Consider the following 17,686-nt stretch of genomic DNA (forward strand, 5'->3'; position numbering starts at 1 on the left):
GCCAGCCGGCAGACTCCCCACAATATCAACCAGCATGGCCACGTGCGTCACAAGCGCGCGCGGCACGCCGTTCGGATCTATCGTCGGAACCTCATCATGGACCGTCTCGTATCAATGCAGGCATTCACCCGGGTCGTGGACGTCGGCAGCTTTGCGCGCGCCGCGGAATCGATGGACTTGCCCAAGGCCACGCTGACCCGCCTGATCCAGAACCTGGAAACCCACCTGGGCGTCAAGCTGCTGCACCGGACCACGCGCCGCATCAGCGTGACCAACGACGGCGCGGCCTATTACGAACGTTGCGTGCGCATCCTGGCCGATGTCGAGGAAGCCGAGCAGTCGCTGACGCGGCAGAACAACTCGCCGCGCGGCACGCTGTCGGTGGACACCACCGCGGGGCTGGCGCAGCTGGTGCTGGTGCCCCACCTGCATGAATTCTTCCAGGCCTACCCGGACCTGAAGCTGGACCTGACCATCAACGGCAAGCCGATCGACCTGCTGCAGGAAGGCGTCGACGTGGTGCTGCGCGTGGGCACGCCGGTCGAGGAATCCATGGTGGCCCGCCGCATCGGCCATGTGCAACTGGCGTTCTACGCCTCGCCGATCTACCTGAACCGCTTCGGCACCCCGCACGACCTGGCCGAGCTGGCCCAGCACAAGGCGGTCAATTTCCTGTCCAACCGCACTGGCCGTGAGATGCCGTGGCCCATGGCGCGCGGCATGGAACGGAGCGAGGTGCTGCTGCCATCGGCCATTTCCACCAACGATGCCGATGTCTACATGAGCTGCGCGCTGGAAGGCCACGGCGTGGCACGGGTCTCGCGCGCCATGGCCGAGCCCTATGTGGCCAGCGGCCGGCTGGTGGAGATCATGACCGACTGGCAGACCGAAGACCTGCCGATCTCGGCGATGTATCCGCAGAACCGGCACCTGTCGGCCAAGGTGCGGGTGTTCGTCAACTGGGCGGCGGACCTGTTCTCGCGCCACCCGCACTTTGGTGCGGCACAGCAGCGGCTGGCGGTCGCGGCCTGATGGCGTGATAGGCTAGTGGCCGCAGTCTAGTGCGGCATGTAGGACAAAACCGGAAATCGGCCTGGCGCCGGCCAGCCTATACTGTTCCTTCCGAAATCACGACAAGAAGAGGAGTCCGATGAAACAAGTGCTTACCCCCCTCGCAGCCTGCATTGCCGCGACCGTTGCACTGGCCGGCTGCGCCGGCTCCGGCATGAGCTCCTCGTCTGCAGCCAGCGCGCCCGGCACCAGCGGCAGCGGCAGCGCCAGGGCGACGGCCACGCTCCAGCCCAAGAGCGGCACCAATACCGGCGGCACCGTGAACTTCCAGCAGCAGCCGGGCGGCGTGATGATGACCGCGGCGATCAGCGGCCTGCCGCCCAACTCCGTGCACGGCTTCCACGTCCATGAGAAGGGCGACTGCTCCGCGCCTGACGCGATGAGCGCGGGCGGCCACTTCAACCCGACCGGCAAGCCCCACGGCCAGATGACCATGCCCGACCACCACGCCGGCGACATGAACAACGTCACCGCGGACGCCAACGGCAACGTGCGCGTCAGCATGCTGCTGCCGGACCTGACCGTTGGTACGGGCGCCAACGGCGTGATCGGCCGCGCGGTGGTGGTGCACAAGGACCCGGACGACTACAAGACGCAGCCGACCGGGAATGCGGGCGGGCGGATTGCTTGCGGGGTTGTCGCGGCTTCGTGACCGCGTCACAAACGACCGGTGGGCTCCGACAAACCCGCCGGTGTTCTCCCTCGGCAGCGACAATCACTCGCTGCCTCCACGGCATGGCAACATGACGGCATTGCCGTAACGACCGGACTCCGCGAGGGGTCCGCCAAGACCGCCATGTCATCGCCGACAGACGCCGCGTTCGCCCCCCACCGCCGCCTGCGCGCCAATTCGCTGCTGCTGTGCTGCGCCGCCCTGCTCGGCGGCTGCGCCTTGCCGCCGCTGGATCACCGCACCGAATCCTCTGCGCTGACGCCTGCCGAATCCCAGGCCACGCCGCTGGGCCAGGCGGTGGCCGGCGAAGTGGCGCGCCATCCGGGCCTGAGCGGCATCCATCCGCTCGAGAATGCCTACGCCGCCTTTGCCGCGCGCGTGCATCTGGCGCGCACCGCGCAGCGCACGCTCGACGTGCAGTACTACATCTGGCGCGACGACCTGACCGGCACCCTGTTGCTGGAAACGTTGCATGAAGCCGCCGACCGCGGCGTGCGCGTGCGCCTGCTGCTGGACGACAACGGCATCGCCGGCATGGACGAATTGCTGGCGGCCATGGACGCGCATCCGCAGGTCGAGGTGCGGATCTTCAACCCGTTCGTGATCCGCCACCCCAAGACGCTCAATTTCCTGACGGATTTCCGGCGCCTGAACCGGCGCATGCACAACAAGTCCTTCACCGCCGACGGCGTCGCCACCATCATCGGCGGGCGCAATGTCGGCGACGAATACTTCGGCGCCACCAATGGCGTGCTGTTCGCCGACCTCGACGTGATCGCCGTGGGCCCCGCCGCGGGCGACGTGGCGCAGGATTTCGACCGCTACTGGTCCAGTGCGTCGGCCTACCCGGTGGACCGGCTGGTGCCGCCGGTCAGCGTCGAACGGCTGCAGGCGCTGGCCGGCAATGCCCGCGCCGTCGAGCAGAACCCGGCTGCCGCCGCCTACCTCACCGCGGTGCGCGACCTGCCCGACGTGCAGCGGATGCTGAACGGCACGCTGCAGTTCCAGTGGGCAAAAACGCGCATGGTCAGCGACAACCCCGCCAAGGCGCTCGGCGAGGCGTCGCGCAACACCCTGGTGGCGCACCAGCTGCGTGAAATCCTGGGCGATCCGCAGCGCGAGCTTGACCTGGTCTCGCCCTACTTCGTGCCATCGACGGGCGGCACGTCCTATTTCGCCGACATGGCAAAGCGCGGCGTGGCGGTGCGCGTGCTGACCAATGCGCTGGAAGCCACCGACGTGGCCGCCGTGCATTCGGGCTATGCCAAGCGGCGCAAGGCGCTGCTGGAAGCTGGCGTGGACCTGTATGAGCTGCGGCGCTCGGCCGCGCCCGGCAAGAAGGAAGAACGCGCCGGCCCCTTCGGCAGCTCGGGCTCCAGCCTGCATGCCAAGACCTTTGCCGTGGACGGCACCCGGGTCTTCGTGGGCTCGTTCAACTTCGACCCGCGCTCGGCCACGATCAACACCGAACTGGGCTTCGTCATCGACAGCCCGGAGCTGGCTGGCCGGATCGAATCCACCTTTGCCAGCGTGGTGCCGCGCGCGGCCTACCAGGTCAGGCTAGATGAAACCGGCAAGCTGTACTGGCTGGAACGGCGCGACGACGAAGTCATCCGCCACGACACCGAGCCGAACACCAGCTGGTGGCGCCGGCTAAGCATCTGGTTCATGTCGATTCTGCCGATCGAGTCGATGCTGTAGAACGGGTTCCCGGGAGCGCGGCCCGTCAGATCTGGTCGAGCAGGCTGCGCACCACATCGGCCAGCCGGCCGGCGCGCTGGCGCCCCTTGGTGTCCAGCGCCATGCCGCTGCCGCCGGCCAGCGCCTTCAGGCCAAACAAGGCATCGCCAACGTCGCGCCAGGCCGGGTAATCGGCATGGATTCTTTCCAGCGCGGCGGCGCCGGCGGCCACCTGCGCGGGTGCGGGCGTGCGGCCGGCGGCCAGGTCTTCCAGTGCCGTGGCCGCGTCCAGCAAGCCTTTGCGGTTCATCTCCGTCTCCCCCTGCAATGTCTCTTTTGTCATGGCCGCCACGTGCGGGCAGCCATGACACTGTAGCAGGCTTGCCGGGAAGGGCAACCAGGCGCTGGCAACGCAGGCCTGGCGGCACCGCCTCAGTTGCGCCCGATATCCTGCAGGATGCGGGTCATCAGGTACAGGCGCGGCACGATCGAGTCCAGTTCGATGTACTCGTCGCGGGCGTGATAGCCGAAGCCGGCCAGCCCGAAGCTTTCCACCACCGCGGGCTTGCCCGAGCGCGCGGCATAGCTGGCGTCAGTGGCGCCGCCAGTGCCTTCGGCGAGGGCCAGCGTGCGGCCGTCCAGCTCGGCGTAGATCTCCTGTGCGCGCTTGGCCAGCGCGCGGCCGCGCGCGTCGGCCACGAACGGCGGGCGGCCCTCTTCCATCGTCACCGTGGTCTGCGTCTCCGGCACCAGCTGGCTGGACTTGGCCTTTTCCTGCAGCGTCACCCTCAGCTTCTCGGCTGCGCCGGCCGCGGTGGTGCGCACATCGCCGTAGGCGACAGCGCTTTCCGGGATCTGGTTGCGCACCGTGCCGGCCTGCGCCTGGGTCCAGTTCAGCTGCGAGCCCGGCACCTGGCTGGCGGTGTCGCGCGTCTGCTGCAGCTGGTGGGCGAGTTCGATCAGCGCATTGCGGCCGCGCTCCGGCGCGGCGCCGGCGTGGGATGCGCGGCCCTTGACCTGCATGGTGGCGGTGGCGGTGCCAGAGGCGCCCAGCAGCAGCGACTCCGCCTTGACCACATCCTTGGCAGCGGTGGGTTCGCACGACAGCACCACGTCGTGCTGCGCGGCCAGCGCGGCAATGGCCTCGCCGGAGCCGACCGAGCCGACCTCTTCGTCAGGATTGAACAGCACCGTGATCTGCGCGTAGTCGCGCCAGCCCTGGTTCTTCAGGATCTCCAGCGAATGCAGGATCACGGCGATGCCGCCCTTGTCGTCGGCAATGCCCGGCCCGTAGAGCCGGTTGCCTTCCTCGCGGATGGGCTGCGTGGCCAGCGTGTTGTCCGGGTACACCGTGTCCATGTGGGCGATCAGCATGATGCGGCGCTTGCCGGTACCGGTGAAGGTGGCCTTGACCATGGTGCCCGGGCCCTTGGTGACGGGCATGCGTTCAACCTTCGCGCCCAGCGCCTGCAGGCGCTTCTCGGTATAGCCGGCCATCTGCGCCAGCCCCTTCGCATTGGCGCTGCCGGATTCGATCGTCACCATCTCCTTGAGCGACTGCACCAGCGCGGGCTGGGCCGACTGCGCGGCGGACAGCAGCGCGGCATCGGGCTGGGCGGCACTGGCCAGGGTGCCGGCCCCGGCAAGTGTCAGGGCGGCGGCAACGGCAACGTGGCGAACGGAAAACGGCATGGAATCTCCTCGGATTGGTCTTGTTGGTGCCATGCCCCGGCGCACGGGCAGCGCCGCGGCATAACTGCACGATGCTAGCCCTTGCCAGAATCTTAGGGGAGGATCAATATCGCCAATCCGGATGCCGATCCCGCCACGCGTATCCTGCTCCTGCCCCACTCATCGCGCCATGCACCCGACCACGCCACCAGGCATGCCAGCCGCCATCGAGCCGCCGTCACAGAACATCCCGCTGCATGTCCGCCTGCTATGGCTGCCGCAAGCCATGCCGGGCAGCCTGTTCACCACGCTCGACGTGCTCCGCACCGTGGCCGGCGTCGCCAGCCTGCAGCGGCCCGACGCCGCGCCCACGCTGAGCTGGCAGCTGTGCGGCAGCAACGGGCGCACGCTGGCGGCAGACCTGCCGGGGCTGGTGTCCTCCACCCGGCGCGCCCGCGCCGCGGACAGCCGCACGCTGCTGGTGATCCCGGCCCTGCTGGCCAGCAACGCGCTGCAGCTGGGCGAGATCGTGCAGCGCGATGCCGCGGCGCTGCGCCTGGTGGAGCGCCATGCGCAAGCGGGCGGGTGGATCGCGGCATGTTCGTCGGGGATGGTCTTTGCGCTGCAGCTGGGGCTGCTCGACGGCGCCAGGACCGGCGCGCCGTGGATGTTCCAGAGCTGGATGATGCGCCAGTATCCGCATTGCGACCTGGGCAGCGACCAGGCCATGAGCGTGCACCAGCGTGTGTTCTCGTGCGTGGCACCGGCGCTGCAGGTGGAATTCATGCTGCGCGTGCTGGGCCACCTGCACGACCCGGACCTGGCACAGGCGGCGTCGCGGCTGATGCTGTTCCAGCCCGAGCGCCAGCGCAGCGTGCCAGCGCTGGTGTCGCAACGCTGGCTCAGCCGCACCGCCGACAGCCCGGTGTACCGCGCCATCCAATGGCTGCAGGACCATGTGTCCGAGCCCTACAAGCTGGCCGCGGTGGCCCAGGCGGCCGCGGTCAGCGAACGCACCCTGCTGCGGCATTTCCGCCAGGTCACCGGGCTGAGTCCGCTGGACTACTTGCACACCCTGCGCGTGGAGCGCGCGCGCATGCTGCTGGAAGTCACGCTGCACGGCACGCAGGGCATTGCCGAAGCCTGCGGCTACAGCGACGCCGCCGCGTTCCGGCGGCTGTTCCAGCGCACCACGGGCATGTCAATGTCAGACTATCGCGCCCGCTTTGCACTGCGGGCGCGGCGGCGCTACTGGCGCATGGAAGATGCGGCGGTACGGCGCGGCACCGGGGAGTGACCGCGCCCAAAGGCAGCGCTCAGGTGCGCAAGGCGATGTGGTTGACCACGTTCTCCACGCCCTGCACGTACCATGCGTCGCGCTCGGCCTGGCGCCGCGTGTCCTCGCTGGTGACGCAGCCTTCCAGCGTCACCACGCGGTTCTCGGTGTGCACGCTGACCTGGCCGGCATCGACGAAGGGATCGGTCTCAAGCACCAGCATCAGTGCCTCGGTGATTTCATCGTCGCGGTCGGCTTCGGCGGGCGCTACCACCAGTTCATTGACCACGCAGCGGCAACCGCGCGACCACCAGGCCAGCACACCGGCCAGGCGCATGTGCGACAGGCTGATCACCTGCCCCCACAGCGTGACCACGCCGTCGTGCACTTCCACTTCAATCCAGCCGCTGCGTTCGCCCACGGCTTCGCGCATGGCCTCGGGCTTGCCCTTGACGCGCGCGCAGATCTTGCAATTGCGGAAATCGATGGCGTTGAGCAGGCGCTCGCACACCGCGTCACGCAGTTCACCGTCGCCTACCTGCATGCCGCCGTCGGCCACGCGCAGGTGATCGATCACGCTGGTTACACCGTCCACGCGCCGCACCGTCGCCGCGGCCCGGGTCTTGTCGACGATATCGGCCACCTCGCCTTCCAGGATCAGCGCGCCGTCAGAAAGCCTCAACTGGATGGTGGGATGGAGGACATGACCCTGATAAGGCACATGCGCCAAGGCTGCGCGCGCCTGCGTCAGCACCGCTTCGCTACTCTGCATTTTGTTCGCCTCGCCCGATTGGTCTGGAGATGGAGGACGCGCGCCCCTGCCTGCAGGCGCGCCTGGCGCGGCGCCGCAGGCTCCTTCACCCCCGGGGCCCTGGCAACCGCATCCTCATTATAGGAAGCGGTCCGGGAACGGCTCGGGTCTCAGGCAGCGGCGGCCTCGCGCGCGCGGGCCACTTCCTGGTTGCGCAGGATAAAGCGCTGGACCTTGCCGCTGGGGGTCTTGGGCAGTTCTGCGACGAACTCGATCTCGCGCGGGTAGGCATGGGCGGCCAGGCGCTTGCGCACGTGCTGGCGCAGCGCCTCGGCCAGTTCCGGCGCGGCGCGATATTGCGGGTCCAGCACGACAAAGGCCTTGATCAGCTCAGTGCGCTCCGGATCGGGCTTGCCGATCACCGCGGCCTCGACCACGGCCGGATGTTCGATCAGCGCGCTTTCCACGTCGAACGGGCCCACGCGGTAGCCCGAGGTGGTGATGACGTCGTCGGCCCGGCCGATGAAGCTGATGCTGCCGTCGTCGTTCAGCTCGGCGGAATCGCCGGTCAGGTAGTAGCCGCCGGCAAACCCGCTGGTGGGCGTGCCGTGATAGCCGCCGAACCAGCACATCGGCGAGCGCTTCAGGTCCAGCGCCAGCGTGCCCGGCTGGCCCGGCGGCAGTTCGCGCTGCTCATCGTCCACCACCACCACGCGGTGCCCCGGGCTGGCAAAGCCGGCCGCGCCCATGCGCACCGGATGCGCCAGCGCATGGTGGTTGCACAGCACCATGCCCAGCTCGGTCTGGCCGTAGTGGTCGTGGATGGTCACGCCCAGCTCGCTGGCGAACCAGCGGATCACTTCCGGGTTGAGCGGCTCGCCCGCGCTGCTGACAGCGCGCAGCCGCCCGCGCAGCGGGCCTGACACGGCCTCGCCCGCGGCGATCAGCAGCCGGTATGCCGTGGGCGAGCCGGCCAGGTTGCTGATGCCGTACTTGCGGATCACACGGCATGTGCTCTCCACGGTGAACGGGCCATCGTAGAAGGTGGTGGGATGGCCCAGCGCCAGCGGGCCCGTGACCGCGTAATACAGGCCGTAGGCCCAGCCCGGATCGGCCAGGTTCCAGAAAGCATCTTCCGCGCGCAGGTCGACCGCGTCGCGCATATAGCCGGCAAATGCGGCGATGGCCTTGAGCGGCACCAGCAGCGGCTTGGCCGGGCCGGTAGTGCCGGAGGTGAACATCATCAGGAAGGGGTCGTCGCCCCGGCGCGGCACCGGCTCGAACGACGCCGGCTGGCGTTCCAGCTCGGCCCAGAAGCTGAAGTCGCCGCGCACCAGGCCGCGGCCTTTGTCGCCGGCCACGGTGACGATAGCGGGACAGCCATCCACGTCATCCAGCTTGGGGCGGTTGGCGCCATCGGTGACCACCACCTTCGCGCCGGACGCATTGAGCCGGTGCTCGATGGCCTTGGGGCCAAAGGCCGTGAACAGCGGCTGGTACACCGCGCCGGCGCGCCAGGTGCCGAGAATCGTCACCAGCAGTTCCGCATTGCGCGGCAGCAGGCCCGCCACGCGGTCGCCCGGCTGCACGCCCTGCGCCTTCAGGAAACCGGCAAACTGCGCGGACAGTGCCTGCAGCTCGGTAAAGGTCCAGCTGCGCGAATTGCCGTCGCGCCCTTCCCAGAACAGCGCGATACGGCCAGGCAACGCGTGCCGGTCGCAGCATTCGACGCAGGCGTTCATTGCCTCCAGGCTGCCCTGCAGCTGCCGTGCCACGGCGTCGTCATAGGAAAATCCGTCGAAGGCTTGGGCGTAGTCGCGCATGGTGTCTCCTGTATTCCGGCTTGTGCCTTTTGGTAGGTGGCCAGTGCGCGCGGCATGGCGGCGCGCAGCGGCTGCCGCAAGAGTGTGCGCGAGCGCCAAGGGAGCAGGCAATAGCCGATTCCGCCAGCGCCGCTGACAGTTTTTGCCATTCCTGCCGTGAGCCCTGAGGCACCTTGAGCCACCCTTGACGCGGCACCGCCCGGCGCCGACGATACGGGCATCACCGCCAGGAGACAGCGCATGTGCACCAACTACGCCCCGGTCCAGCGACGTATCCTGCGCGAAATCTTCGGCGTGGAACCGCCGCCGGGGCTGTACAAGGCTGAAACCTATCCGGACTACGCGGCGCCGATCGTGCGCGCCGCGGACGATGGCGCGCGCAGTGGCGCACTGGCCTCGTTCGGCATGGTGCCGCGCCCGCGCATCCCGCCTGGCGCACGGCGCTTTGACACCACCAATGCCCGCAGCGAGACCGTGGGCGAGCGCCCCGCCTTCGCGCGCTACTGGCGCCAGGGCCAGTTGTGCCTGGTGCCGGCCACGGCGTTCTATGAGTTTGCGTATCCCGAAGATGCAGTGCCCGGCGGCCCGCCCGGCAAGCCGGTGCGCTCGCGCGTCTGGCTGCCCGGCGAGCCGGCATTCGGCATTGCGGGCCTGTGGCGCAGCTGGCCGGACCAGTCGCTGTCCTTCACCATGCTGACCATCAACTCGGCCGAGCACCCGGTGATGCAGCGCTTCCACAAGCCGGGCGAGGAAAAACGGTCCGTGGTCATCGTGCCGCGTGAACAGTGGGACGACTGGCTCGCCTGCCGCGATCCCGAGGTGGCGCGCACCTTCCTGACGCTCTTGCCCGCGGACGCCATGCGGGCCGAACCGGCGCCCAAAGTGCAGGGAGCGCCAATCCCCGACTCGGAGTAAGCGCGCCGCTTTCGCCGCCATGGCCGCGGGCTCGCTTCCATGCGAGGCGGGTCAGAAGCGGTAGGTAACGCTGCCCACCACCGTGCGGCGCGCGCCGAAGCAGCAGTCACGGCGCGCCAGGCAGGTGGTCAGGAATTGCTTGTCAAACAGGTTGTTGGCATTCAGCGAGAGGCGCAGCGGGCCGTGGTCATAGGCGATCATCGCGTCGTAGAGCGTCACGCCGCCCACCCGGTTCTGGTCGGCACCGTCATAGCTGGGACCGACATAGCGCACCCCGCCAGCCGGCGACAATGCCCGGCACGCCAAACAGCCTGAAGCGATAGTTGGCCCACAGCGACGCCATGTTCGACGGCGTGCTCGCCAGCTTCTTGCCCACCTCGGCCGGCGTGCCGTCGATCACGCGCCCATCCAGGTAGGTATAGGTCGCGATCAGGTCCAGCCGGCTGGACAGCGAGGCCAGTGCCTCCACCTCGATGCCGCGCGTACGCGCCTCGCCCACCTGGACCGAATCGGGAATGCCATTGACCACGCCAGCGGTCTTGCGGTTCTTCTCGCGCATATCGAATGCGGCGATGGTCAGCGTGGCGTTCTTGCCCGGCGGCTGGTACTTGATCCCCGCCTCCCACTGCGAACCGCGCAGCGGCTTGAAAGCCTGGTTGGCCTTGTTGAAGCCGGCCAGCCCCTGGAACGACTCGGAATAGCTGACGTACGGGTTGAGGCCGATGTCCGAGCGGTACATCAGGCCGGCACGCTTGGTCAGCTCGCCGTCGTCGCGGCTGGCCGAAGGCGTGTTGTCCTGCGCGGCGCGCGACCAGTCATAGCGCAACCCCAGCATCAGCAGCCACTTGTTCCACGACAGCTGGTCCTGCACGTACAGGCCGGTCTGCGCCTGCGTGGCGGGGTTCAGGTCGCGCGTGCCCGGCAGGGTGAAATTGCCGTAGACCGGGTTGAACACATTGAGCGGCGCGGCCGTGCCCCCCACCCCGGCGCGCCCCGTGATCTCGGCGTGCTGGTAGTCGACGCCGGTCAGCAGCGTGTGCTGGACCGGGCCGGTGCGAAAGTTGGTCTGCGCCTGGGTATCGACCGCGAACGAGTTCAGCGTGGGCTGGTTCAGGTAGACCGTGCGGCGCATCAGCGTATCGCTACCCGGCACCCAGCCGTGGCCGGCGCCGTTGAAGCCGGTTGCGTAGATGCTGCGGTAGTCCACCGTGCTGTGCGAATAGCGCAGGTTCTGCCGCACCGTCACGGTGTCGTTGAACTTGTGCTGGAACTCATAGCCCACTGACGCCTGCTCGGCGTTGTAGCGGTCGAAGCCGGGCTCGCTGATAAACAGGTGATCGGGGATCTGGCCGGCCGGGTTGGCCTGCAGCGTGCCCCGCCAGGGGAAGAAGCCGACCGAGGTCCCGCTTTGCAGAGTGATCAGCTTTCCGCTTTACTACGATGCCGGGATTAACGCTGTAGCATAAAAATGTTGCACCACCCCATTTCTTGCTGCTACAGTAAATCCGAATGGAAATCGAGTTTGACTTGGCGAAGGACGCTATCAACCAATGTCAACACGGGTTGTCACTGGCCGCCGCGGGGTTGATGGACTTTGGTAGCGCCCTGCTGGAGATCGATGACCGCAAGCCATATGGCGAAACCCGCTACATCGCATATGGGCCGATTGGCCGGCGCCTGTATTGCCTGGTATTCACCATACGCGGCAACACGCTACGGGCAATCAGCCTGCGTAAAGCCAACTCCCGAGAGGTGCGAGACTATGAACAGGAAACCTGACCTCACCATGCCGACGCCCGCGGAAGATGCCGCCATTGCGCGCGGCATTGCCGGAGACCCCGATGCGGTGTCGTTGCCGACCGAGCAAATCAAGCGAATGCGCTCGGCGCGCGAGGTACTCGAGCAGCTCGTGGGAAAAGAAAATGCCGATGCGCTGGTGAAACGCCGTGGCAGGCCGGCCAAGCCGGCTGGCGAGCGCAAGGTCAACCAGACCTTGCGGATCGATCCCGATGTACTGGACGCCTACAAGGCCACCGGCAGCGGATGGCAAACGCTGATGAACGACGCACTGCGCGATTACGCGAAATCGCACCGGATGCTGCCTCGGCGCTAAGCCAGACGAAGGAAGCGTCGGGCAGTCCTCAGCCTCAGTGAGCAGCCCCCAAACCAATCAGCCGGCCTGCAGCCGGCCCAGCAACCGCCGCCCCGCCTCGATCACCGCCGCATCCGGCTGCATCTGGTAGCGCACGATCATGCCTTCGATGCACAGCATGGCTTCCTCGGCCACCGCTTGCGGCTGGTCCAAGCCCAGGCGCGTGGCGATGTCGGCGACGAACGCCTCCAGTTCGGCCTTGTGGGCCGCCGCCTGCTCCGCCGCGCGCGCGTCGCCGCCCGCCTCGGCCACCACGTTGATAAAGGCACAGCCACGGAAGTCGCGGCTGAACCAGTCCGCCAGCGAGTCGGCAATCACGTCCAGGTGCGGGCGCGCGGCCAGCCGGGCTTCCACGTCCTGCCGGAACCACGCCATCCACTCGTCATGGCGGCGCGCCAGGAAGGCCGAAATCAGCTCGTTCTTGGAGGCGAAATGGCGGTAAAGCGACATCTTGGCGACGCCGGATTCGGCAATGATCTTGTCGATGCCGGTGGCGCGGTAGCCCTCCTGGTAGAACAGGCGGGCAGCGGTGTCGAGGATGCGGTCGCGGGCGGAAAGCGTGGCCATGTTGGCTGCGGAGTCGGTAATGGGAGCGGCCGGACGGCACTCTGCGCCGCCCGGCCTCTATAGGTCGATACTATGACAGACAGACCTGTCTAGCAAACCTGGCCCGCTCAGACCTGCAGCTTTGCCTCCGCATCACGCAGCGCCGTACGCAGGCCCTCTTCTACCACCGGGTGGTAGAACGGCATGCCCAGCATCTGCCCGATACTCAGGCCCTGCTGGTACGACCACGCCAGCAGGTGGGCGATGTTCTCGGCACGCGGGCCGGTCCATTCCGCGCCCAGGAAGCGGCCCGTGGCCTTGTCGGCATAGACGTGCATCAGGCCGCGGTTCTTCAGCATCACGCGGCTGCGGCCCTGGTCCTCGAAGCTGACCTCGCCGGTCACGAACGTGCCTTCGGCCAGGTCGGCGTAACGCTGGCCGACCATCGCGATCTGCGGGTCGGTGAACACCACCGCGATCGGCGCGCGGCGGGCCAGCGGCTTCACCTGCGGATAGCTGGCGGCGTTCTCGCCCGCGGCCTTGCCCTCGTCGGCGGCCTCGTGCAGCAGCGGCAGGATGTTGTTGGCGTCGCCGGCAATGAACACCGGCGCATTGCCGCACTGGAGCGTGCGCGCATCGAACCGCGGCACGCCGCGCGCATCCAGCGCCAGGCCGGCATGCTCCAGGCCCAGGCCGCGCACATTGGGCACGCGGCCGGTGGCGACCAGCGCATAGTCGAAGCGCTCGGTCACGCTGCGGCCTTCGCGGTCCAGGTAGGTCACCACCACCTGGTCGCCGTCGCGGGCCATGTCGGTCACCTTGGCGTCCGGATCGAGATAGAACTCGCCGTTGAAGGTCTTCGCCGCGTAGGCGCGGATCACAGGGTCCGTCAGCGGGCCGAGCGAGCCGCTGACGCCAAACACGCGTACCCGCACGCCGAGCCGCGACAAGGCCTGGCCCAGTTCCAGCCCGATCACGCCGGGGCCGAACACCACCAAGCTGGCGGGCAGGTCTTCCCAGGCGAACACATCGTCATTGACGATCAGGCGGTCGCCGAACACCTGGAACGGCGCCGGCAGCATCGGCGTGGAGCCGGTGGCGATGACCACGCGGCTGGCACGCACGGTGGTGTGCCCATCCACTTCCAGCGTGGTGTTGTCGATAAAGCGGGCATAGCCGCGAATGCGGTCGGCGTCGGGGATGCTCTCCACGCCGCGCACCACGAAGCCGACAAAGCGGTCGCGCTCGCTGCGCACGCGGGCCATCACCTCGCGGCCGTCGATGCGGACCTGGCCATCCACGTGCACGCCGAACGGCGCGGTGTGGCGCAGTTCGTGCGCGGCCTCGGCGGCAGCGATCAACAGCTTGGAGGGCATGCAGCCCACCCGGGCGCAGGTGGTGCCGTACGGGCCGCCTTCGATGATCACGGCGCGCTTGCCCGCGGCAATCGCGGCACGGTAGGCGGCAAGGCCGGCGGTGCCTGCGCCGATCACGGCGACGTCGGTCTGGATAGTGGTCATGGCGGTCGGTTCCTTTGTCTTGATGGCGTCAAACTGGTGTCAATCAGCGGGCTGGATGGGGCCGCCAAGCCGCCGGGCAAGGCGACCCCATCGGGTCCGGCGACTGCCGGTCCCCGAATGGGGGATGGAAGGGGAATCGGCTTACTTGCCCAGGTACTGCTGCAGCGCCTCGGCGCCGCCGATGAGCTTGCCGTTGATAAAGACCTGCGGAGCCGTCATCTCGCCCGACACGGCGCCCAGCACCTTGCCGCGCACCTTGTTGTCCAGCGGCACGTCGATGTAGTCGAAGCCGTTGTCGTCCAGTAGTTGCTTGGCCTTGGCGCAGAACGAGCAGCCGACCTTGGAGAACACCACCACCTGGTCCGGCTTGCGCGCATTCGGGGCGATGTGGGCCAGCATGGTGTCGGCGTCGGAGACCTTGAACGGATCGCCCGGCTCTTCCGGCTCGATGAACATTTTCTGCACCACGCCGTCCTTGACCAGCATCGCATAGCGCCAGCTGCGCTTGCCGAAGCCCAGGTCGGCCTTGTCCACCAGCATGCCCATGCCTTCGGTGAATTCACCGTTGCCGTCGGGGATCATGGTGATGTTCTCGGACTCCTGGTCCTTGGCCCACTCGTTCATCACGAAGGTGTCGTTGACGGACACGCACAGGATGTCGTCGACGCCGTGCCTGGCGAACACCGGGGCCAGCTCGTTGTAGCGCGGCAGGTGGGTCGACGAGCAGGTCGGCGTGAAGGCGCCCGGCAGCGAGAACACGACCACGGTCTTGCCGGTGAACAGCTCGCCGGTGGTGACGGTCTTCCACTCGTTGTCTTCACGCATGCGGAAAGCGACATTGGGAACGCGTTGGCCTTCACGGGATTGCAGCATCAGTTCACTCCTTGGTCTGGATCGGGTTGGTTTCTGCTGCGGGTTGCAGCGAAGGCCCCATTCTGTCGACCGGGATGTGATTTGTACAATTCATTGCTTTAACCACAGCGATTGTCTTGCGCTATTGACCAGCCATAGCCACTCCCTATTGCGCCGGCAATGGCACCTCATCCGCGCGCACGCAAGAGCATATTTTTTCGGTAAATACCGGCGAGTGCCCTATCATGCGGCATCCACTCAGACTCCCGTTTTGTCCGCAATGACCCGATCTTGCCGCCTGCCGTCTCTCTGCCGATGGGCCCCCATGCTCGCGCTGTCGCTGATGCTTGCGCAACCCGCGCAGGCGCAAACCCTGAAGAAACCGGCCCTGGATGCGCTGGTTTCCGGCACCCGAACGGCAGCCCATGCCGACCTGCAGGCATTCATGGCCGCCGCGGCCAGGGCCGAGCCCTCCGTGGCGCCGGCCGTGGCGGCATGGCAAGCCCGGTCGCCGCTGGCCGGCGACAACCTGGCCAATATCGGCCGCCTGCTGGGCGTCTACAACCGCGTCCACAACGAGGCCGCGGTGATCGACGCCATCGGCAGGATGGTGGCGCTGCGGACCGTGCGCGACGAGAAGATCCCGCAGCACGAGAACCCCGCCATCATCGAGTTCGGGAAGATGATCGAGGCCATGGCGCGTGACTTCGGGCTGGCCTTCCGCAATGTCGACAACCGGGTCTTCGAAGTCACGCTGCCCGGCGGCGCCAAGGACACCTTCGGCATCCTGACCCACGCCGACGTGGTGCCTGCGCTGGCCGAGGAATGGGTGCTGGAGGACGGCACCAAATTGGATCCGTTCCGCATGACGCGCGTAGGCGACACGCTGTACGGGCGCGGCACCATCGACGACAAGGGTTCGATCGCCGCGGTCATGTATGCCATGAAGACCGTCAAGGAAAGCGGCGTGCCGCTGGAGCGCACCATCCGACTGATGATCGAGACCACGGAGGAAACCGGCGGCGACGGCATGAAGTACTACCGCCAGCACACCACCCTGCCCGAGTACAACGTCGTGCTCGACAGCAAATACCCCGCGGTGGTGGCGGAAAAAGGCGCGGGCACGCTGACCGTCTCCTTTGGCATCAAGGCGGCGGACGACAAGAGCGCGCAAGGCAAGGCCGACCACAAGGGACCGGCCATCGTTGCCATGCGCGGCGCGGCCTCGGCCAACGCCATCCCCGAGACCGCCACCGCGCGCATTGCCGGCGGCGACCCGGCCGCGGTGGCCGCCACGCTGGAACAGGCACGCGCTGAATTCCTACGCCGCCACACCCCGCGCGGCAAGTTCTCCATCGACGTGAAGCGCGCCGGCAACGACGTGGAAGTCAAGGTCACTGGCACCTCGGCGCATGGATCGCGCCCGGAGGAAGGGGTCAACCCATTGCCGCGGCTGGCGCTGTTCCTGCAGGCCAGCGGCGTGCAATTTGCCGAAAACCACTACCTGAACGCGGTCCGCTACCTGAACGACCTGTATGGGCTGGACTACCTGGGCACCAGGATGGAGGTGGCCTACCGCGACCCGTTCATGGGCCCGCTGACCATGTCGCCCACGCTGGTGCGCGAGCGCGGCGAATACGTCGACGTGGTCACCAATGTGCGCATGCCGCGCGGCCGCACGCCGGACGAGCTGGGCGGCAAGATCACCAAGCGAATTTTCGGCTGGGCCGCAACCCATGGCCCGGTCGAGATCAAGTACGACCAGGGCAACTGGATGGCACGCGACCCCAAGGGCGCGTGGCTGTCCACGCTGCTGAACATCTTTGGCGATACCACCGGGCTGGAAGCCAAGCCGGTTTCCACCGCCGGCAGCACCACCGCCAAGCTGATGCCCAATGCCATCAACTTCGGGCCGGCGATGCCGGGCAAGAAGTACACCGCGCACAATGCGCGCGAGTACAAGGAAGTGGCCGACCTGAACCTGGATATGCAGATGTTCACCGAGATGCTGGTGCGGATCGGGAACCTGGACAAGATGCAGTAAGGCGTTCCCTCACCGCTTGTGTGCTCCCCTCTCCCGCGCGCGGGAGAGGGGACCGGCCTCAATCGGTTCGAGCGTCAGCGTTCGAGCTGATACCCGAACAACTGTCACAACCCCAGTTCACTCAACCCCGCATGTTCATCCGGCCGCCGGCCCAGTGGCCAGTGGAACTTTCGGTCCGCCGCCTTGATCGGCGCATCGTTGATGCAGGCATAGCGCCTGCGCATCAGCCCCGCCTCATCGAACTCCCAGTTCTCATTGCCGTATGACCGGTACCAGTTGCCGGAATCGTCGTGCCATTCGTAGGCAAAGCGCACGGCGATGCGGTTGCCGTCGTGCGCCCATAGCTCCTTGATCAGCCGGTAATCCAGCTCCTTCTGCCACTTGCGCTGCAGGAACGCGACGATGTCGGCGCGGCCGTTGACGAATTCCGCACGGTTGCGCCAGGCGCTGTCGACGGTATAGGCCAGCGCCACGCGCTCGGGGTCGCGGCTGTTCCAGCCGTCCTCGGCGGCACGGACCTTGGCGATGGCGGATTCACGGGTGAATGGGGGCAACGGCGGACGGATTTCGGCTTGTACGGACATGCGGAGGCTCCTTTGCTGAAAACAGGATGAATCAGGTGGGAAGAACAGCCTGTTCGATATGATACAGATCTGTCTCATTATTGATAGACAGATCTGTCTTGTCAAGGCAGGATGCGGGGCAGAATTCA

At 67.2% G+C, this 17,686-nt stretch carries 16 protein-coding genes and 1 pseudogene; 8 read left to right on the forward strand and 9 right to left on the reverse strand.

Going from position 1 to position 17,686, the window contains the following annotated elements; translation table 11 throughout:
- Positions 1 to 96: 96 nt before the first annotated feature.
- The 3 genes from RS901_RS29240 to RS901_RS29250 all read left to right on the forward strand — a co-directional run bounded on the left by RS901_RS29240 (position 97) and on the right by RS901_RS29250 (position 3,445).
- Positions 97 to 1,032, forward strand: a complete 936-nt coding sequence (locus RS901_RS29240; RefSeq protein WP_316154001.1) for a LysR family transcriptional regulator — start codon at positions 97 to 99, stop codon at positions 1,030 to 1,032.
- 118 nt (positions 1,033 to 1,150) lie between these two features.
- Entirely contained in the window at positions 1,151 to 1,723 is a 573-nt protein-coding gene (locus RS901_RS29245) for a superoxide dismutase family protein (protein WP_316154002.1), read from the forward strand.
- Positions 1,724 to 1,867: 144 nt separating this feature from the next.
- Positions 1,868 to 3,445, forward strand: a complete 1,578-nt coding sequence (locus RS901_RS29250; protein WP_316154003.1) for a phospholipase D family protein — start codon at positions 1,868 to 1,870, stop codon at positions 3,443 to 3,445.
- 25 nt (positions 3,446 to 3,470) lie between these two features.
- Here RS901_RS29250 and RS901_RS29255 read toward each other — a convergent pair whose 3' ends face one another.
- Positions 3,471 to 3,734, reverse strand: coding sequence for a hypothetical protein (locus RS901_RS29255; protein ID WP_316154004.1), 264 nt, complete (start codon positions 3,732 to 3,734; stop codon positions 3,471 to 3,473).
- Between the two features lie 122 nt (positions 3,735 to 3,856).
- Positions 3,857 to 5,116: a M20/M25/M40 family metallo-hydrolase gene (locus tag RS901_RS29260; RefSeq protein ID WP_316154005.1), complete on the reverse strand. Its 1,260-nt coding sequence runs from the start codon at positions 5,114 to 5,116 to the stop codon at positions 3,857 to 3,859.
- 193 nt (positions 5,117 to 5,309) lie between these two features.
- Between RS901_RS29260 and RS901_RS29265 the strand changes: the two genes are divergently transcribed.
- Complete coding sequence (locus RS901_RS29265; RefSeq protein ID WP_316154006.1) at positions 5,310 to 6,392, forward strand: GlxA family transcriptional regulator; 1,083 nt, start codon at positions 5,310 to 5,312, stop codon at positions 6,390 to 6,392.
- A gap of 19 nt (positions 6,393 to 6,411) precedes the next feature.
- Here RS901_RS29265 and RS901_RS29270 read toward each other — a convergent pair whose 3' ends face one another.
- Together RS901_RS29270 and RS901_RS29275 are read right to left on the reverse strand one after the other, a co-directional pair.
- Complete coding sequence (locus tag RS901_RS29270) at positions 6,412 to 7,143, reverse strand: BON domain-containing protein (RefSeq protein ID WP_013952736.1); 732 nt, start codon at positions 7,141 to 7,143, stop codon at positions 6,412 to 6,414.
- Positions 7,144 to 7,292: 149 nt separating this feature from the next.
- Positions 7,293 to 8,945, reverse strand: a complete 1,653-nt coding sequence (locus RS901_RS29275; protein WP_316154007.1) for an AMP-binding protein — start codon at positions 8,943 to 8,945, stop codon at positions 7,293 to 7,295.
- Between the two features lie 240 nt (positions 8,946 to 9,185).
- On the opposite strand from RS901_RS29275, the gene RS901_RS29280 reads away from it, so the two are divergent.
- Entirely contained in the window at positions 9,186 to 9,860 is a 675-nt protein-coding gene (locus tag RS901_RS29280) for an SOS response-associated peptidase (RefSeq protein WP_316154008.1), read from the forward strand.
- 51 nt (positions 9,861 to 9,911) lie between these two features.
- Here RS901_RS29280 and RS901_RS29285 read toward each other — a convergent pair.
- A pseudogene (locus tag RS901_RS29285) lies at positions 9,912 to 11,268 on the reverse strand (TonB-dependent siderophore receptor); the annotation flags it as partial.
- A 101-nt stretch (positions 11,269 to 11,369) separates the two neighbouring features.
- Here RS901_RS29285 and RS901_RS29290 point away from each other — a divergent pair.
- Both RS901_RS29290 and RS901_RS29295 read left to right on the forward strand, forming a co-directional pair.
- Positions 11,370 to 11,639, forward strand: coding sequence for a BrnT family toxin (locus tag RS901_RS29290; RefSeq protein WP_316154009.1), 270 nt, complete (start codon positions 11,370 to 11,372; stop codon positions 11,637 to 11,639).
- Positions 11,640 to 11,646: 7 nt separating this feature from the next.
- Positions 11,647 to 11,973 carry a BrnA antitoxin family protein gene (locus RS901_RS29295; RefSeq protein WP_316154010.1) on the forward strand — a complete coding sequence of 109 codons (327 nt, stop codon included), beginning with the start codon at positions 11,647 to 11,649 and terminating at the stop codon, positions 11,971 to 11,973.
- Positions 11,974 to 12,030: 57 nt separating this feature from the next.
- Here RS901_RS29295 and RS901_RS29300 read toward each other — a convergent pair whose 3' ends face one another.
- The 3 genes from RS901_RS29300 to RS901_RS29310 form a co-directional block, all read right to left on the reverse strand.
- Positions 12,031 to 12,579 (reverse strand): helix-turn-helix domain-containing protein, encoded by a 549-nt coding sequence (locus RS901_RS29300; RefSeq protein WP_316154011.1) that lies wholly within the window; start codon positions 12,577 to 12,579, stop codon positions 12,031 to 12,033.
- A gap of 107 nt (positions 12,580 to 12,686) precedes the next feature.
- Complete coding sequence (locus RS901_RS29305) at positions 12,687 to 14,078, reverse strand: dihydrolipoyl dehydrogenase (protein WP_316154012.1); 1,392 nt, start codon at positions 14,076 to 14,078, stop codon at positions 12,687 to 12,689.
- 141 nt (positions 14,079 to 14,219) lie between these two features.
- Positions 14,220 to 14,951 (reverse strand): glutathione peroxidase, encoded by a 732-nt coding sequence (locus tag RS901_RS29310; RefSeq protein WP_316154013.1) that lies wholly within the window; start codon positions 14,949 to 14,951, stop codon positions 14,220 to 14,222.
- A gap of 304 nt (positions 14,952 to 15,255) precedes the next feature.
- Between RS901_RS29310 and RS901_RS29315 the strand changes: the two genes are divergently transcribed.
- Positions 15,256 to 16,974, forward strand: a complete 1,719-nt coding sequence (locus RS901_RS29315) for a dipeptidase (RefSeq protein ID WP_410054195.1) — start codon at positions 15,256 to 15,258, stop codon at positions 16,972 to 16,974.
- A 104-nt stretch (positions 16,975 to 17,078) separates the two neighbouring features.
- On the opposite strand, the gene RS901_RS29320 is transcribed toward RS901_RS29315, so the two are convergent.
- On the reverse strand, positions 17,079 to 17,558 hold the full coding sequence (locus tag RS901_RS29320) for a nuclear transport factor 2 family protein (protein WP_316154015.1): 480 nt from the start codon (positions 17,556 to 17,558) through the stop codon (positions 17,079 to 17,081).
- Between the last annotated feature and the right edge of the window lie 128 nt (positions 17,559 to 17,686).

The sequence above is a fragment of the Cupriavidus sp. BIC8F genome (genome assembly GCF_032465815.1).
GTDB lineage: Bacteria > Pseudomonadota > Gammaproteobacteria > Burkholderiales > Burkholderiaceae > Cupriavidus > Cupriavidus necator.

Bases quoted from the DNA above. Each gene is read 5' to 3' on its own strand.
- RS901_RS29240 (WP_316154001.1), top strand. From the start codon at position 97: ATGGACCGTCTCGTATCAATGCAGGCATTCACCCGGGTCGTGGACGTC.
- RS901_RS29245 (WP_316154002.1), top strand. From the start codon at position 1,151: ATGAAACAAGTGCTTACCCCCCTCGCAGCCTGCATTGCCGCGACCGTT.
- RS901_RS29250 (WP_316154003.1), top strand. From the start codon at position 1,868: ATGTCATCGCCGACAGACGCCGCGTTCGCCCCCCACCGCCGCCTGCGC.
- RS901_RS29255 (WP_316154004.1), bottom strand. From the start codon at position 3,734: ATGAACCGCAAAGGCTTGCTGGACGCGGCCACGGCACTGGAAGACCTG.
- RS901_RS29260 (WP_316154005.1), bottom strand. From the start codon at position 5,116: ATGCCGTTTTCCGTTCGCCACGTTGCCGTTGCCGCCGCCCTGACACTT.
- RS901_RS29265 (WP_316154006.1), top strand. From the start codon at position 5,310: ATGCCAGCCGCCATCGAGCCGCCGTCACAGAACATCCCGCTGCATGTC.
- RS901_RS29270 (WP_013952736.1), bottom strand. From the start codon at position 7,143: ATGCAGAGTAGCGAAGCGGTGCTGACGCAGGCGCGCGCAGCCTTGGCG.
- RS901_RS29275 (WP_316154007.1), bottom strand. From the start codon at position 8,945: ATGCGCGACTACGCCCAAGCCTTCGACGGATTTTCCTATGACGACGCC.
- RS901_RS29280 (WP_316154008.1), top strand. From the start codon at position 9,186: ATGTGCACCAACTACGCCCCGGTCCAGCGACGTATCCTGCGCGAAATC.
- RS901_RS29290 (WP_316154009.1), top strand. From the start codon at position 11,370: ATGGAAATCGAGTTTGACTTGGCGAAGGACGCTATCAACCAATGTCAA.
- RS901_RS29295 (WP_316154010.1), top strand. From the start codon at position 11,647: ATGCCGACGCCCGCGGAAGATGCCGCCATTGCGCGCGGCATTGCCGGA.
- RS901_RS29300 (WP_316154011.1), bottom strand. From the start codon at position 12,579: ATGGCCACGCTTTCCGCCCGCGACCGCATCCTCGACACCGCTGCCCGC.
- RS901_RS29305 (WP_316154012.1), bottom strand. From the start codon at position 14,078: ATGACCACTATCCAGACCGACGTCGCCGTGATCGGCGCAGGCACCGCC.
- RS901_RS29310 (WP_316154013.1), bottom strand. From the start codon at position 14,951: ATGCTGCAATCCCGTGAAGGCCAACGCGTTCCCAATGTCGCTTTCCGC.
- RS901_RS29315 (WP_410054195.1), top strand. From the start codon at position 15,256: ATGCTCGCGCTGTCGCTGATGCTTGCGCAACCCGCGCAGGCGCAAACC.
- RS901_RS29320 (WP_316154015.1), bottom strand. From the start codon at position 17,558: ATGTCCGTACAAGCCGAAATCCGTCCGCCGTTGCCCCCATTCACCCGT.